At 71.9% G+C, this 14,444-nt stretch carries 16 protein-coding genes; 9 read left to right on the top strand and 7 right to left on the bottom strand.

The annotated features are described in order from the left end of the window. Positions 1-5 precede the first annotated feature (5 nt). Positions 6-932 carry a DMT family transporter gene (locus ACZ61C_RS10545; protein WP_465305131.1) on the bottom strand — a complete coding sequence of 309 codons (927 nt, stop codon included), beginning with the start codon at positions 930-932 and terminating at the stop codon, positions 6-8. 97 nt (positions 933-1,029) lie between these two features. On the opposite strand from ACZ61C_RS10545, the gene ACZ61C_RS10540 reads away from it, so the two are divergent. Continuing rightward, positions 1,030-1,881, top strand: a complete 852-nt coding sequence (locus tag ACZ61C_RS10540; RefSeq protein ID WP_465305129.1) for a DUF3626 domain-containing protein — start codon at positions 1,030-1,032, stop codon at positions 1,879-1,881. On the opposite strand, the gene ACZ61C_RS10535 is transcribed toward ACZ61C_RS10540, so the two are convergent. Together ACZ61C_RS10535 and ACZ61C_RS10530 are read right to left on the bottom strand one after the other, a co-directional pair. Continuing rightward, the gene (locus ACZ61C_RS10535; RefSeq protein ID WP_465305127.1) at positions 1,858-2,742 is read right to left on the bottom strand and encodes a TIGR03620 family F420-dependent LLM class oxidoreductase; all 885 of its coding nucleotides are present in this window, start codon (positions 2,740-2,742) and stop codon (positions 1,858-1,860) included. The genes ACZ61C_RS10540 and ACZ61C_RS10535 overlap by 24 nt on opposite strands. A gap of 67 nt (positions 2,743-2,809) precedes the next feature. Next, entirely contained in the window at positions 2,810-3,148 is a 339-nt protein-coding gene (locus ACZ61C_RS10530; RefSeq protein WP_465305125.1) for an ArsR/SmtB family transcription factor, read from the bottom strand. 47 nt (positions 3,149-3,195) lie between these two features. Here ACZ61C_RS10530 and ACZ61C_RS10525 point away from each other — a divergent pair, with 47 nt between their 5' ends. The 3 genes from ACZ61C_RS10525 to ACZ61C_RS10515 all read left to right on the top strand — a co-directional run bounded on the left by ACZ61C_RS10525 (position 3,196) and on the right by ACZ61C_RS10515 (position 5,127). After that, positions 3,196-3,534, top strand: coding sequence for a hypothetical protein (locus ACZ61C_RS10525; protein ID WP_465305123.1), 339 nt, complete (start codon positions 3,196-3,198; stop codon positions 3,532-3,534). Beyond that, complete coding sequence (locus ACZ61C_RS10520; RefSeq protein WP_465305121.1) at positions 3,531-4,460, top strand: aldo/keto reductase; 930 nt, start codon at positions 3,531-3,533, stop codon at positions 4,458-4,460. The genes ACZ61C_RS10525 and ACZ61C_RS10520 overlap by 4 nt, the downstream gene beginning before the upstream one ends. Before the next feature lie 67 nt (positions 4,461-4,527). Next, entirely contained in the window at positions 4,528-5,127 is a 600-nt protein-coding gene (locus ACZ61C_RS10515; protein WP_465305119.1) for a hypothetical protein, read from the top strand. Here ACZ61C_RS10515 and ACZ61C_RS10510 read toward each other — a convergent pair. Continuing rightward, positions 5,118-5,636 (bottom strand): NUDIX domain-containing protein, encoded by a 519-nt coding sequence (locus ACZ61C_RS10510; RefSeq protein WP_465305117.1) that lies wholly within the window; start codon positions 5,634-5,636, stop codon positions 5,118-5,120. The genes ACZ61C_RS10515 and ACZ61C_RS10510 overlap by 10 nt on opposite strands. Positions 5,637-5,678: 42 nt before the next feature. Here ACZ61C_RS10510 and dop point away from each other — a divergent pair, with 42 nt between their 5' ends. The 4 genes from dop to prcA all read left to right on the top strand — a co-directional run bounded on the left by dop (position 5,679) and on the right by prcA (position 9,313). Then, complete coding sequence (gene dop / locus ACZ61C_RS10505; RefSeq protein WP_465305115.1) at positions 5,679-7,181, top strand: depupylase/deamidase Dop; 1,503 nt, start codon at positions 5,679-5,681, stop codon at positions 7,179-7,181. A gap of 86 nt (positions 7,182-7,267) precedes the next feature. Next, entirely contained in the window at positions 7,268-7,462 is a 195-nt protein-coding gene (locus ACZ61C_RS10500) for a ubiquitin-like protein Pup (RefSeq protein ID WP_013226725.1), read from the top strand. Positions 7,463-7,597: 135 nt separating this feature from the next. Continuing rightward, the gene (prcB, locus tag ACZ61C_RS10495; RefSeq protein WP_465305113.1) at positions 7,598-8,452 is read left to right on the top strand and encodes a proteasome subunit beta; all 855 of its coding nucleotides are present in this window, start codon (positions 7,598-7,600) and stop codon (positions 8,450-8,452) included. Positions 8,453-8,506: 54 nt separating this feature from the next. Continuing rightward, entirely contained in the window at positions 8,507-9,313 is an 807-nt protein-coding gene (gene prcA / locus ACZ61C_RS10490; protein WP_465305111.1) for a proteasome subunit alpha, read from the top strand. Between the two features lie 48 nt (positions 9,314-9,361). On the opposite strand, the gene ACZ61C_RS10485 is transcribed toward prcA, so the two are convergent. The 3 genes from ACZ61C_RS10485 to ACZ61C_RS10475 all read right to left on the bottom strand — a co-directional run bounded on the left by ACZ61C_RS10485 (position 9,362) and on the right by ACZ61C_RS10475 (position 12,872). Beyond that, the gene (locus ACZ61C_RS10485; protein WP_465305109.1) at positions 9,362-10,132 is read right to left on the bottom strand and encodes a class I SAM-dependent methyltransferase; all 771 of its coding nucleotides are present in this window, start codon (positions 10,130-10,132) and stop codon (positions 9,362-9,364) included. A 31-nt stretch (positions 10,133-10,163) separates the two neighbouring features. Further along, positions 10,164-11,342 carry an alpha/beta hydrolase gene (locus ACZ61C_RS10480; RefSeq protein WP_465305107.1) on the bottom strand — a complete coding sequence of 393 codons (1,179 nt, stop codon included), beginning with the start codon at positions 11,340-11,342 and terminating at the stop codon, positions 10,164-10,166. Positions 11,343-11,444: 102 nt separating this feature from the next. Beyond that, a complete protein-coding gene (locus ACZ61C_RS10475; protein WP_465305631.1) occupies positions 11,445-12,872 on the bottom strand; it encodes a phosphatase PAP2 family protein in 1,428 nt (475 codons plus the stop codon). A 199-nt stretch (positions 12,873-13,071) separates the two neighbouring features. Here ACZ61C_RS10475 and pafA point away from each other — a divergent pair, with 199 nt between their 5' ends. Then, positions 13,072-14,430: a Pup--protein ligase gene (pafA, locus tag ACZ61C_RS10470; RefSeq protein WP_364567011.1), complete on the top strand. Its 1,359-nt coding sequence runs from the start codon at positions 13,072-13,074 to the stop codon at positions 14,428-14,430. Positions 14,431-14,444: the final 14 nt, after the last annotated feature.

Raw genomic sequence — 14,444 nt, 5'->3', positions numbered from 1 at the left:
CGTTCCTAGTCCCGGACCAGTTCGGCTTCGGGCACCGGTTTCGCCGCCCGGCGCAGGCGGCCGTGCGCGGCGAGGATGCCCAGCACCACGAGCACCGCGCCGGCGGGCTGGTTCCAGCTCACCGGCTCGCCCAGCACGACCACACCGAGGAGCACGCCGACAATCGGTGTGAGGTAGGTCACCGCGGAGGCGTTGGCGGCGCCCCAGGCCGCGATGATCCGGACGTTCCAGGCATAGGCGATGCCGGTGCCGAAGACCCCGAGCGCGAGCATGCTCGCCACCACCGCCAGGTCGAGGTGGACCGGCGTGGCGGCGATCGCCGGGGCCAGCAGGGCGAGGATGACCGTCGCGGAGCCGGTCTGCCCGAACGCGACGACCACCGGATCCACCCCGCGGGGCGAGACGAACCGGCGCATGTAGACGAAACACGCGCCGTAACACGTGGTGGCGCCGAGGCAGGCGAGCTGCGCGGTCAGCTGGTGGGAGACGTCGACGCCCTGCCACACGCCGACGATCGTGAGCACCCCGAGGAAACCGAGCAGCAGGCCGAGCACCCGCGGCGGCGTGAACCGCTCCTCGGGCAGCGCCGCGGCGGCGAGCAGCATCGTGATCAGCGGTGTCGTCGCGTTGAAGATGCTGGCCAAACCGGACGAAATGTACTGTTCCGCCCACGAGAACAGCAGGAACGGCACCACGCAGAGCAGCACCGACACGACCGCGAGATGGCCCCACAGCACGGGATCCCGGGGGAGCGGCCGCCGGCGCACGCCCAGCACGAAGCCCAGCGCCAGCGCGCCCAGCGCGACGCGGGCCAGGGCGACCTGGGCGGGGGAGAGCCCGCCGAGCCCGACCTTGATGAACAGGAAGCTCGCACCCCACACGACGGCCAGCAGCGCGAACCGCACCGTGACCCCGAACCCGCCTAACCGCATGGCCGCAGTCAAGCTGGCGGACCACCCGTGGAGCCAGCGGTTTTCGGACGTCGTTCTGGGTGTATAACGACCTATACCCCCGGGTAGGCTGAGGCGCATGGCCAGGGGGACCGGAGAAGAAGCGTGGGCACGAGCCGTCCGGCACGTCGCGGACCGGGTCGAGGGCCCGCCGCTGCCGGAGGACCTGGACGTCACCGTCCACTTCCACCCGGACCGGCTCGTGGGGGAGGTGCCGCTGCTGCGGCACTGGGCCACCGACGGCGTCTACCGCTCGCAGTTCGAGACCGGCACGAGCAACGGCGGCTTGACGGCGTACCCCGGCGGCGACCGCCGGCGCTGGGAGCACCGCATCTTCGGCGGCGTCTACGACGCCCTGCCGCCGTCGGCCCGGCCGAAGTACGGCTCGCTCAACTACCGCCGCCGCCCGGCGGGCGGGTCCGTCCGGTTCGGCTCCTCGCACCTGCGGCTGAAGCGGGAAGTGCTGCGGCGGACGACGTTCTGCTACCCGGACAGCTTCGCCGAGCCCGAAGCCTTCGGCACGGCGGCGCACCTGCCGCTGCTGCCGCTCGCCGAAGCCGACCACCAGGACGAGCTCGACGACCACATCGAAGCCCACGTCCACGGTCCGCTCGTGCTCGCGAACGACGTCGAGGCGCTGGTGCTGGACCCGGCGTTCCGGGGCACCGACGTCGAAGCGGCGGCCGCCGCCCTGCCGTTCCCGGCGTACTGGCACCACGGGTTCCGGCTCTCGACCGCGCTGCTGGCCGAACACGCCGACTTTCGCGGTGAAGACGTCGTCCGCGCCGGCGTGGAGATCGCCGAGGACGGCTGGCTCGACGCGCGGGTCGTCGGCGAAGCCGTGCGTGCCGGCCGGCACGATCCCCAGGTCCTCAAGCGCGTCTGGCACTGCACCGCGCGGTTCGGCTTACGCGACGGCCCCGGCCGGTAGCAGCGCCTCGGTCAGCCGCCGCCACTGCGGCATGGCCGAGGTGCCCGGCGCGACGCCGATGACCTGGACGCCCACGTGGTCGGCGCCCGCGTCGAGGTGGGCGTGCAGCTTGCCGGTGATCGTGTCGACGTCACCCCAGAACACCAGGTCGTCCACGAGCCGGTCGCTGCCGCGGCCGCCGTCGATGTCCGCCTCGGTGTAGCCGAGCCGCCGGAACTTCGCGACGTTGTACGGCGAGGTGAGGTACCGGTGCAGGTGGCCGCGGGCGACCTCCCGCGCCTTGGCCGCGTCCGTCTCGAAGAGGACGGCGTGCTCGACGCCGAGGAACGACTCGGCGCCCAGGATCTCCCGCGCCTGGGCGGTGTGCTCCGGGGTCACGTGGTAGGTGTGCGCGCCCGCCGACCGGTCCCGGGCCAGCTCCAGCATCTTCGGGCCGTACGCGGCGAGCAGCCGCCGGATCGGCGTCCGCGGCTCGGGGTTGGGACTCGTGACGGCGTCCAGCTCGTCGAGGTAGTCGTTCATCGCCTGAAGGGGCTTCGCGTCGGCTTGCCCGCCGCCGAAGCCCAGTCCGAGCAGGTGGCGGTCCGGGTACGCGTCGGCCAGCAGCAGGGCCGCGCCGTGGGTCCAGCGCGGTCCGCGCGACCAGATCTGCGCGATCCCGTTCACGACGGCGAGGCGCTCGGTGACCGACAGCAGGAACCCGGCGTGGGTCAAGGCTTCCCGGCCGGTGCTCTCCGGGATCCAGACGGCCGGCCAGCCGAGTCCTTCCAGCTCCTGCACGGAGTCCCGGATCAGGCTCGCCGGCTGATCCTCGAAGTCGAACGTCCAGATCCCGTAGCGGCCGAGCCGCGGCTTGTTCATACATCGAAGTATCGCAGATTTACGATATGAGTCAACGGGCGGACCGAGAGACAGAGGAGGGGAGTGGTCAGAGAAGGCGGCCCAGCACGGCGACGAGCGAGGCAATCCGGGCTTCGTCGCGCTTGTAGTGCGTCCACTTGCCGACGCGGGTCGCACGCACCAGGCCGGCGCGCTGCAGCTCGGCCATGTACGCCGACACCGTCGACTGCGCGAGCCCCGTCTTCTCCTGGATGTGGCTCACGCAGACCCCGACCTCGACCGGGTCGGCGATGGCCCGCTCCACCGGAAAGTGCTTCGCGGGCTCCCGCAGCCACTGCAGTACCTGCAGCCGCACCGGGTTCGCGAGCGCCTTGAAGACGTCGAGCAGCTGCTCGACCTCCGGCTGGGATTCGGCGCGTGTCGTCATGGCTGCCACCGAGTATATCGACGTATAACGACCTATACTCACCGGCTGTGAGCGAAGAAAGCCGGCGGCCCCGCGCGCCCATCACCGAGTCCGACGTCCTGGCCTGGCTGGAGACGACCGCCGCCGCCGTCGAGGCGGGGGAGGTCCCCGCCCAGGACCTCATCGACATCCTGGGCGAGCTCCGCCGCGCTTCCGCGGCCTGCGCCGACGCGTCCGACTGGGCGCTGCTCGCCGCCCGCGAAGGCGGCGCGAGCCTCCGTCAGATCGCCCCGGTCTTCGGCAAGGGGTACGTCCGGGCCCCGGCGGCGCGGCTCGAGAAGCTCCACCGGCAGGCCCAGAACTCCGGTCAGTGGCTCGCCATCCTCCGGCACAAGCAGACGGCGTGAACCGCGTCGCCCTCGGGTTGGCGGCGCTCGGCCGCCCCGCCTACATCAACCTCGGCCGTGACGACGCGCTGCCGCGGGTGCGCGACGTCGAGTCGATGCGGGCCGCGACGTTCACGGTCCTCGACGACGCCTACGGCGCCGGTGTCCGGCGGGTCGACGTCGCCCGGTCCTACGGGCTTTCGGAGGAGTTCCTCGCCGGCTGGCTCGACGAGCGCGGGCACACCGACGTCGTCGTCTCGAGCAAGTGGGGTTACGCCTACGTCGGCGGCTGGCGCCTCGACGCCGAAGTGCACGAGGTGAAGGAGCACTCGGCCGCGCGGTTCGCCGCGCAGTGGGCGGAAACCCTGGCGCTGCTGGGGGATCGGGTGAGCCTCTACCAGGTCCATTCGCTCACTGTGGACAGTCCGCTGTTCGGCGACGAGCCGTTGCTCGAGGCGCTGGCCGAGCTTTCGGCGAACGGCGTCGCGGTCGGGTTCTCGACGTCCGGGCCGGCGCAGGCGGCGGCGATCGAGCGGGCGTTCGGGCTGGAAGTGGCCGGGCGGCCGGTGTTTTCGGCCGTGCAGTCCACCTGGAACGTCCTCGAGCCGTCCGCCGGGCCCGCGCTGGCCGCGGCGCACGCGGCCGGGAACCGGGTGCTGGTCAAGGAAACCCTGGCCAACGGCCGGCTCGCCGTCGAAGCACCGCGGGTCGTGGCCGACATCGCCGGGGCGCACGGGACCGGGCCGGACGCGGTCGCCGTGGCCGCTGTGCTCGCGCAGGGCTGGGCCGACACCGCCGTCATCGGGCCGGCGAGCCCGGCCCAGCTGGCCGCGAACCTGGCCGCCGCCACGCTTTCCCTGAGCACGGACGAGGAAGCGGCGCTCGCCGGGCTGGCGGAGGATGCAGGGGAGTACTGGCGGCACCGGTCCTCTTTGGGGTGGCACTGACGGGCTGCACTACCCTTCGCAGGCACGGACGGACAACGGGAGGCCGGAGCAGGTGCGTCATCGCCAGGTGGTTGCCTTGGCCGCGGTCGCGTTGGTCGGCCTGACCGGCTGCGACGGACCCGACCCGAACAACCTCGAGACGTACTACGACGAACCGGCTCCCACAGCCACCGCGGCCCCGCCCACGACGGCAGCCCCGGCCCCCGCCGCGAGGACGGCTCCGGTGACGCCGGCGGCGCCGGACGCCGGGCTGCTCGCCGAGCGGGCGCTGCTGACCGACGCGGACGTCGCGGAAGAAGGGGTGCAGCCCGGGTCGGGCGCGGCGTCGGGATGCCTCTCCGAGGAGACGTCGGTCGCCAGCCGGACCGCGAGCTGGCGCTACCCGAGCGGATCGGAGCTGCGGCACCGGGTCGCCGTCTACCCGGACCAGCCGGGCGCGGACGTCGTGGCGAAGACGGTGTGCACCGGGGAGCCGGTGGACGTGCCGGCCCAGCCGGGGGTCGAGCGCCGGCGCGCCTGGTGCGAGGGCAAGACGTGCACGGTGTTGCTGGCCAAGGGAACGCTGGTGTCCGGGCTGACCGTGTCGGCGAGCACCGCGGCGCGCGCGATCGACGCGGCGAAGCGGCTGCTGCCCGCAATGGCCGCGAAGCTGACGGCTCAGCCGTAGCGGCGGAACCACTCCTGGACGCCTTCGCGGCCGTCGGGGATGAAGGGCAGTTCCGGCGCCGGGTCGTCGATCCAGGCGCGCAGCTCTTCGAGCGGGATCCAGCGGCCTTCGACGATCTCTTCGGCCTGGTGGTGGATCGGGCCGTCCCAGCGGACCTCGAAGGCGAAGTTGTGACAGCGGTTGCGGCCGTCGTCGTAGACCTTGGTGAACAGCGGAACGGGTTCCACCCCGTGGACGCCGAGCTCTTCGGCCAGTTCGCGGCGGGCGCACGCGGCCGGTGACTCGCCGGCCGCGACCACCCCGCCGGCCCAGCAGTCCCAGGTGGACGGGAACACGTCCTTCCCCGGCGTGCGCAGGTGCACGTAGACCGCGCTTCCGTCACCCGAACGGACCAGCACGACGCCAGCGGCGTGCCACAGACCCTCCGCGCGGACCCGGGACCGGGTGGTCGTGCCCACTTCGGAGCCGGCCTGGTCATAGAGGGCAACGAGTTCGTCACTGCCTGGCATGGGTGCATCGTTCCACTAGGGCGACCCCGTAGGGTGGTGGACATGCGGCGGATCATGGGAACCGAAGTCGAGTACGGCATCTCCGTGCCGGGCGACGCGACGGCGAACCCGGTACTCACCTCGACCCAGGTCGTGCTGGCCTACGCGGCGGCGGCGGACATCCCGCGCGCCCGGCGCGCGCGGTGGGACTACGAGGTGGAGTCCCCGCTGCGGGACGCGCGCGGGTTCGACCTGACCGGCCCCGGCGGGCCAGGGCACGACCCCGACGTCGAGGACCTGGGCGCGGCGAACGTCATCCTGACCAACGGCGCGCGGCTGTACGTCGACCACGCGCACCCGGAGTACTCGGCGCCCGAGGTGACGAACGCGCGCGACGCGGTCATCTGGGACAAGGCCGGCGAACGGGTGATGGAGGAGGCCGCGCTCAAGGCGGCGTCCGTGCCCGGCCAGCCCCAGCTGCAGCTGTACAAGAACAACGTCGACGGCAAGGGCGCCAGCTACGGCACGCACGAGAACTACCTGTGCGCGCGCTCGACGCCGTTCACCGCGATCATCGCCGGGCTGACGCCGTTCTTCGTGTCGCGGCAGGTGGTGACCGGCTCGGGCCGGGTCGGGATCGGCCAGCAGAGCGAGGAGGCCGGGTTCCAGCTCTCCCAGCGTGCGGACTACATCGAGGTCGAGGTCGGCCTGGAGACCACGCTGAAGCGCGGGATCATCAACACCCGCGACGAGCCGCACGCGGACGCGGACAAGTACCGCCGGCTGCACGTCATCATCGGTGACGCGAACATGTCGGAGTACTCGACCTACCTGAAGGTCGGGACGACGGCGCTGATCCTGGACCTGATCGAGTCCGGCATCCGGTTCGACGACCTGAAGCTGGACGAGCCGGTGCGCGCGGTGCACCAGATCAGCCACGACCCGACGCTGAAGGCGAAGGTCGCGCTGGCGAACGGCCGCAAGTACACCGGGCTGGACCTGCAGTTCGCCTACCACGAGATCGTCTCCCAGAACCTGGACCGCACGGACGCCGACCAGGCGTCCAAGGAGGTCCTGCGGGTCTGGGGCGAGGTGCTGGACGCGCTGGCGCGCGACCCGCAGGAGTGCGCGGACCGGCTGGACTGGCCGGCGAAGCTGCGGCTGCTCGAGGGCTACCGGCAGCGCGACAGCCTGGCCTGGGGCGCGCCGCGGCTGCGGCTGGTCGACCTGCAGTACTCGGACGTGCGCCTGGCGAAGGGCCTGTACAACCGGCTGGTCACGCGCGGGTCGATGAAGCGGCTGGTGACGGAGGAAGAGGTGCTGGCCGCGGTCACGACCCCGCCGTCGGACACGCGGGCCTACTTCCGGGGCCGGGCGCTGGAGAAGTACGCGACCTCGATCGCGGCGGCGTCGTGGGATTCGGTCATCTTCGACGTCGGCAAGGAGTCCCTGGTCCGGATCCCGACCCTGGAGCCGTTGCGGGGGACGAAGGCGCACGTCGGCAAGCTGCTGGACGAGTCGGCGACGGCCGAAGACCTGGTGGAGGCGCTCACCGGTTCGGACTAGGCGGGACGCACCAGCGATGGCGGCGTGACCCCGAATGTCGGGGCCGCTGGGTAGGCTAGGAAACATCAGCCACACCGGGAGGCGAGATGGCCCAGGAAAAGATCGAAAAGCACGGCGGCGGCGACTCCGACGAGGAGTTCGACGACACCGGCGCGGCGGGTCAGGAGCGGCGCGAGAAGCTCGGCGAGGACGTGGACACGATCCTCGACGAGATCGACGACGTGCTCGAAGAGAACGCCGAGGACTTCGTCCGGGCCTACGTGCAGAAGGGCGGCGAGTAGCCGCTCGGGGCGTCCGCGCCCTTGCCGACCGTTCAGCCGGCGGCCGGGGCCCTGCGTGGTGGTGACCGTGGTCCGGGTGGGCCGGGTCGCCGGGCGTGGGGTCGCGGCCCGCACAGATGGGATTTTTGAGCACGTATGGACAACACCAGGGGCATCTCGGGTCCCGCGCTGCCGGCCGCGTACTTCTCGTCGGCGACGTCGTCGTTTTCGGACTTCTTGCGGGTACAGGCGCCGGAGCTGCTTCCGGAGCGACGGGTGGGCAACGGCGCCGGTGACCTCGGCGTGCCGCACGGCACGACGATCGTCGCGCTGACGTTCGCGGGCGGTGTGCTGATCGCGGGTGACCGGCGGGCGACGTCGGGCAACCTGATCGCGAGCCGCGACATCGAAAAGGTCCACGTGACCGACGAGTATTCGGCGGTCGGCATCGCGGGCACGGCCGGGCTGGCCGTGGAGATGGTGCGGCTGTACGCGGTGGAGCTCGCGCACTACGAGAAGATCGAGGGCGTTTCGCTGTCGCTGGACGGCAAGACGAACAAGCTGGCCGGGATGGTCAAGGCCAACCTCGAGATGGCGATGGCCGGGCTGGCCGCGATCCCGCTGTTCGTCGGGTACGACCTGGAGGCCGAGGACGCCAAGCACGCGGGCCGGATCGTCTCGTACGACGCCGCGGGCGGCCGGTACGAGGAGAACGGCGGTTACGCGGGCATCGGCTCGGGTTCGCTGTTCGCGAAGTCGGCGCTGAAGAAGCTGCACGACCCGGACGCCGACGTCGAAGGCGCGGTGCGGGTGGCGGTCGAGGCGCTGTACGACGCGGCGGACGACGACACCGCTTCGGGCGGCCCGGACCTGGTGCGCCGGATCTTTCCGAGCGTCGTGACGATCACCGCGGAGCACGGCGCCGTGCAGCTGCCGGAGTCGGAGACGGCGGCGGTCGCGGAGGCCGTGGTGGCCGGGCGGATCGAGCGCCAGCAGAGCCGGCTCTCCTGACGCGGGGCCTGAACCTATGAACGTTGCAACACCGGAAGACGTGGAGCGCACACCGTGACGATGCCGTTGTATGCCTCTCCCGAGCAGCTGATGCGGGAGCGTTCCGAGCTGGCGCGCAAGGGCATCGCGCGCGGCCGGAGCGTGGTGGTGCTGAAGTACGCGGGCGGCGTGCTGTTCGTGGCGGAGAACCCGTCGGCGACCCTGCACAAGGTTTCCGAGATCTACGACCGCATCGGGTTCGCCGCGGTCGGGCGCTACAGCGAGTTCGAGAACCTGCGCGTGGCCGGCATCCGGCACGCGGACCTCAAGGGCTACCAGTACGACCGTCGTGACGTCAGCGCCCGGGCGCTGGCGAACGCCTACGCGGCGACGCTGGGCAGCATCTTCACCGAGCAGCTGAAGCCGTTCGAGGTGGAGGTCTGCGTGGCGGAGGTCGGCGCGAGCGCGGCGGAGGACCAGCTGTACCGGCTGACCTACGACGGGTCCATCTTCGACGAGCCGCAGTACATCGTGATGGGCGGCCAGAACGAGAAGATCGCGGCGAAGCTGAAGGAGACGTTCGAGGACGGCCTGGACCTGCAGGCAGCCCTGGGCGTGGCCGTGGCGGCCCTGCGTACGCCGGCCCAGCCGTCGACGACGGCGTCTTCGTCGGCGGGCACCTCGTCGTCTTCGTCCGCGTCGTCGTCTTCGTCGGCGAACGGGAACGGCGAGGCCGACCCGATCAAGCTCGAGGTGGCGGTCCTGGACCGCGACCGGCCCCGCCGCTCGTTCCGCAGGCTGACGGGCGCGGCGCTGGACACGTTGCTGCCGGTGCCGGACCCGCAGGGTGACGAGCCGGAGGAGAAGCCGGAAGGCGAGTAGCACTTGGTGAAGGCGGGGGCGTGGTCGGTGACCGCGCCCCCGCCTTTGTCATGCGGGCCGGTGGGCGACGGCGAGCAGGTGCGCGCTGGCGTTGACGAGGTGCGGGTCCCGCTCGACGATCCGGGCGGCGCGCAGGGCGGATTCGGCGAGTTCGTCGAACCGGGAGAGCCCGGCCGTGTCGAGCGCGGGCCACGAAGGCCCTTCGACGCCGAAGACGGCGGTGCCGGTGAAACCCGCTTCGGCGACTTCGTCGCGGAGTTCGTCCGCTGTGTGCCAGTGCGTGGGGACAAAACCGACGTGGGTGTCGTACGCGCCGGTGGTGATGACCGCGCGGACCGGTTCGACGCGGCCGAGGGTGCCGGTGGCGCCGGTCTCCAGCAGGGAGAGGTAACGGCTGATCCCGGCCGCCGCGAGCAGGCCGCCCGGGCGCAGCACGCGCCGGGCCTCGGCCAGCGCACGAGCGCGGTCCTCGGCGTCGACGAGGTGGTAGAGCGGGCCGAACAGCAGGACGACGTCGTAGGTGGCGTCGGCCGCTTCGAGGTCACGCGCGTCGCCGGCCGCGGCGGTGACGCCGGGGAGCGCCGCCGCCTGGTCGACGTGGGCCGGGACCACATCGACGAGGTGGACGCGATGTCCGTCGGCGGCGAGCCAGGCCGCGTGGACCCCGGTGCCGCCCCCGACGTCGAGAACCCGTTCGTGGCCGGGCAAGAAGCGCCGGAGCAGCTCCTGGGTGCGCAGGTACTCGAGGCGGCCGTGCGGGGTGCGGGTGAGCCGGTCGGCTTCGGCGGGGCCGGTGGCGTAGTGCGTCGGGAGGTCCATGTCTCAGGGTCCCGGACGGCACAACCGGGTTTCAGGAGGTCGCGGGGGAGGCCCGGAAGTCCTGGTCGGCGAACGCGAGCAGGTACGGCAGGGTCGCCCGGGCGGTGTGCCAGGTGTGGTTGAACCCGCGTTCGGCGTGCACCACGGCGTTCTGGCCGCGGGCACGCAGGGCGTCGGCGATCCGGTGGGCCGTCGTGACGTCGGTGGGCGCGCCGGTGCCGACGGCCAGCATCACCGAGATCGGCGCGGAGAACTTCATCGTGGGCAGGTAGCGGCGCGGGGTGTTGGCCGCGATCGCGGCCCGGTCGCCGTTCAGGACGCCGACGGAGTCGTTGAGGTCGTCGTACGGCAGGGCGATCAGCAGGGTGGCGAACTCGTCGACGTGGTGGAGGCCGATGTTGAGGGCCCCGAAGCCGCCGCCGGACATGCCGCCCAGCGCCCGGTGGCCGCGGTCGGCGAGGGTGCGGTAGCGCTGGTCGACCGCCGGGACGACCGTTTTTGCGAGGTAGGTCTCCAGCTGCGGACCGCCCGGCACGTCGAGGCACTCCCAGTCCGTGGCCGGGTTGCCCGCGGTCAGGTCGACGCTCACCACGATCATCGGCGCGATGACGCCGGCCTGCTGCAGCGCGAGCAGCGTGCCGGGCGCGTCACCCGAGGTCAGCCAGTCGCGTGGGCCGCCGAACGGGTACCCGTGGATCAGGTAGACGACCGGGTAGCGGCGGGCGGTGTCGGCGGCGTACCCGGGCGGCAGGACGACGTAGTTGCTGCCCGACGGCACCCCGTGCGCGGGGTCGGGCAGGCTCAGGACGTCGATCCGCTGCCCGGCGGCCGCGGTGCCCCCTGAGGCGTGCGGTGCGGAGGGCGCTTCCTTGCCGTCGTCGAGCAGGCGGCCGGCGAGGTTGGCGACCCCGGGGCCGCGCTGCAGCAGGCGGGCCAGGTCGTCGGAGGTGCGCACGTACCCGACGTAGCTGTTCAGGGCAGTGACCGCCGCGAGCAGCAGGAGGACGCCGAACGCTGTGAGTCCCCAGCGCCGCACCCGCCGCCGGTGCGCGAGCGCGACGACCACGGCGAGGACGGCGACGGCGGCCGAGGCGAGGCCGAGCCAGATGAACGGCGACTCCAGCGGCCCGAGGTCCCGGGCGCGGGCGGTGACGTCACCGGGCAGCACGGGGTCGGTGGCGGCCCGGTGCACCACGCTCGCCAGATCCATCCCACCCCGTTCGTCGCCGAGATGCGGGCAGGGTTGCCCGCATCTCGATCAAGACGCTAGCCAGGGGCGGCTGTGGGTTTGTTGAGAAAAAGTAAAGAAAGATTAAAGTCGGTAGATGGTGAGGGCGCTGGGCCGGGACCGGAAGCGGAACCGGTTGCCGAGCGGGCCGACCTCGCCGTCGGTGGCGACGCGCCGGTGCCCGTCCAGCAGCTCGACGTCCAGCTCCGCCACGTCGAGCTCCTGGTAGACGTGGCTGGCCGCGAGGCTGCGGGTGACCATCGCCAGCAGGAACCGGGCTCGCGAGTAAGGCAGGTCGGCGCGCAGGTAGCGCACGTCGAGCAGACCGGTGTCGAGCGCGGGCCGCCGGCTGGGCGCAAAGCCCTTCGGGGCGTACGTGCCGTTGCCGACGAACAGCAGCCAGACCTGGGTGAGCTTGCCGTTGAGGCGCACGGTCAGCGGCTTGGCGTGCCGCAGCGTCCGGGTCAGCGCGATCGCGGCCGAGGGCCACTTGGGGTGCTTTTCCTGCAGCTTCTCGCGCAGCCGGACCATCTCCGGGTAGCCGCCGAGGCTGGCGGTGTTGACGAACCAGCGGTGCGCCGTGTCGCCGTCCGCCTCCTTGATCTCGACTTCGCCGAGGTCGATGCCGACGGCGTTGCCGATCTCGGTCGCCTCGTCCGCGTCGACCATGGAGCTGACACCCACGTCGCGGGCGAAGTGGTTGAGCGTGCCCGCCGGGATCAGCGCCAGCGGCAGGTCGCGCTCCGCGGCGACCGCGGCGACCGCGGCCACGGTGCCGTCACCGCCCGCGACGCCGAGCGCACGGACCGTCCCGCGGGCGTCGATCTCGCTCTCGAGCTGGGCGATCAGGTCCTGGCCGGGGTCCGGGTTGATGATCTCGGCCTTGGGCCAGGCGTGCCGGGCGTCCTCGGTCGGGTCCTGGCCGTCGATGCCGGACTTCGGGTTGACCAGCACGAGCATGTCGTCGCCGTCGACCATCTCGGGCGCGTCCGCGTCGTGGGCGGTGCGGGCCGGGACGTCGTCGTGCAGCGGCCACCAGTGCCGGGTCGCCAGGCCCACGCCGACCCCGATGCCCAGGCCGACCCCGACGTCGGAGGGCCAGTGGACGCCGGTGTGGACGCGTGAGTAGGCGACGGCGAGCGCGAGGGGGGCCACCGCGAGACCGGCGCGCGGCGACTCCATCGCCACCGCCGTCACGAAGGCCGCGGCCGAGGCCGAGTGGCCAGAGGGGAACGAGGACGACGTCGGGCGTTTCCGCAGGCGGCGGTGCATGGGCACCTCCTCCTCGGCCGGACGGCGCCGGGGGAACAGCGGCTTCCCGATCAGGTTGGCGGCGGCGCTGGCCCCGGCGATCGCGACGACGCCTCGCAGCGCCGCGCGGCGAGGCGTGCCCTTGCGCGTGGCCAGCACCGCGGCGACCCCCCACCACAAGCGGGACTTGTTCGCCGATCTCGACAGCGCCATCAGCGCGTCGTCGGCCCTTGTCGCCGGCAGGGCGGCGCTGCGCCGCATCAGGGCACGGTCGGTCCGGCCGACCTGCCGGAAGGCCTGGATGAGCTGGTGTGTCAAGGAGTCGCCTTCCGGAAGTCGTCAAGAGCGCCGCTTCAATCGTGCCTGATTCGGGGAGTTTTCACCGTCTGTGGCGCACTGGGGGCGTGTCGACGCCCGAACGGCGCACCTTCGAAGGGGGTGCAGCGCCTACTCTGGTGGAATGCAGCGGCGGATCTTTGGCATCGAGACCGAGTTCGGGGTCACGTGCACCTTCCACGGCCAGCGCAGGCTCTCGCCGGACGAGGTGGCGCGCTACCTCTTCCGGCGGGTCGTCTCGTGGGGTCGTTCTTCGAACGTTTTCCTGTCGAACGGCTCCCGGCTCTACCTCGACGTCGGCTCGCACCCCGAGTACGCGACGGCCGAGTGCGACGACCTGGTCCAGCTCGTCACGCACGACAAGGCCGGCGAGCGGATCCTCGAGGACCTGCTGGTCGACGCCGAGCGGCGGCTGGCCGACGAGGGCATCGGCGGCGACATCTTCCTGTTCAAGAACAACACGGACTCGGCCGGGAACTCCTACGGGTGTCACGAGAACTACCTGGTGACCCGCGCGGGTGAGTTTTCCCGGATCGCGGACGTGCTGCTCCCGTTCCTGGTGACCCGCCAGCTCATCTGCGGCGCCGGCAAGGTGCTGCAGACGCCGCGCGGCGCGGTCTACTGCCTCTCGCAGCGGGCGGAGCACATCTGGGAAGGCGTCTCGAGCGCGACGACGCGGTCACGGCCGATCATCAACACCCGCGACGAGCCGCACGCCGACGCCGAGCGCTACCGGCGCCTGCACGTCATCGTCGGCGACTCGAACATGGCCGAGCCGACGACCATGCTCAAGGTCGGCTCGGCGAACCTGGTGCTCGAGATGATCGAGGCGGGTGTCCAGTTCCGCGACTTCACCCTGGACAACCCGATCCGGGCGATCCGCGAGATCAGCCACGACCTCACCGGCCGCCGCCAGGTGCGCCTCGCCGGCGGCCGCGAGGCCTCGGCGCTGGACATCCAGCGCGAGTACCACGCCCGCGCCGTGCAGCACCTCAAGGACAACGGCTCGACCCCGGCGAACGAGCGGGTCGTCGAGCTGTGGGGCCGGGCGCTGGAAGCGGTCGAGCAGCAGGACTTCGGCAAGATCGACACCGAGATCGACTGGGCGATCAAGCACCGGCTGGTCGAGCGCTACCGGCACAAGCACGACCTCGACCTGTCCAGCCCGCGGATCGCGCAGCTCGACCTCGCCTACCACGACATCCGCCGTGGCCGGGGCATCTTCGACCTGCTGCAGCGCAAGGGCCTGGTCCGCCGGGTCACCGACGACGGCGAGATCGAGGCCGCCAAGGACACCCCGCCGCAGACGACCCGGGCGAAGCTGCGCGGCGACTTCATCGCCGCCGCCCAGGCCGCCGGGCGCGACTTCACCGTCGACTGGGTGCACCTGAAGCTGAACGACCAGGCCCAGCGCACGGTCCTGTGCAAGGACCCGTTCCGCTCGGTCGACGAGCGCGTGGAGCGCCTGATCAGCTCGCTCTAGTCCCGCGCGCGCCC

The organism is Amycolatopsis sp. NPDC104587, from assembly GCF_055583645.1.
This window is presented reverse-complemented; position numbering and strand designations above follow the sequence as displayed.

Excerpts from the sequence above, each read along its gene's own strand:
- ACZ61C_RS10545 (WP_465305131.1), bottom strand. The coding sequence starts at position 932 with ATGCGGTTAGGCGGGTTCGGGGTCACGGTGCGGTTCGCGCTGCTGGCC.
- ACZ61C_RS10540 (WP_465305129.1), top strand. The coding sequence starts at position 1,030 with ATGGCCAGGGGGACCGGAGAAGAAGCGTGGGCACGAGCCGTCCGGCAC.
- pafA (WP_364567011.1), top strand. The coding sequence starts at position 13,072 with ATGCAGCGGCGGATCTTTGGCATCGAGACCGAGTTCGGGGTCACGTGC.
- dop (WP_465305115.1), top strand. The coding sequence starts at position 5,679 with ATGCGGCGGATCATGGGAACCGAAGTCGAGTACGGCATCTCCGTGCCG.
- ACZ61C_RS10475 (WP_465305631.1), bottom strand. The coding sequence starts at position 12,872 with ATGCGGCGCAGCGCCGCCCTGCCGGCGACAAGGGCCGACGACGCGCTG.
- ACZ61C_RS10480 (WP_465305107.1), bottom strand. The coding sequence starts at position 11,342 with ATGGATCTGGCGAGCGTGGTGCACCGGGCCGCCACCGACCCCGTGCTG.
- prcB (WP_465305113.1), top strand. The coding sequence starts at position 7,598 with ATGGACAACACCAGGGGCATCTCGGGTCCCGCGCTGCCGGCCGCGTAC.
- ACZ61C_RS10485 (WP_465305109.1), bottom strand. The coding sequence starts at position 10,132 with ATGGACCTCCCGACGCACTACGCCACCGGCCCCGCCGAAGCCGACCGG.
- ACZ61C_RS10500 (WP_013226725.1), top strand. The coding sequence starts at position 7,268 with ATGGCCCAGGAAAAGATCGAAAAGCACGGCGGCGGCGACTCCGACGAG.
- ACZ61C_RS10530 (WP_465305125.1), bottom strand. The coding sequence starts at position 3,148 with ATGACGACACGCGCCGAATCCCAGCCGGAGGTCGAGCAGCTGCTCGAC.
- ACZ61C_RS10535 (WP_465305127.1), bottom strand. The coding sequence starts at position 2,742 with ATGAACAAGCCGCGGCTCGGCCGCTACGGGATCTGGACGTTCGACTTC.
- ACZ61C_RS10510 (WP_465305117.1), bottom strand. The coding sequence starts at position 5,636 with ATGCCAGGCAGTGACGAACTCGTTGCCCTCTATGACCAGGCCGGCTCC.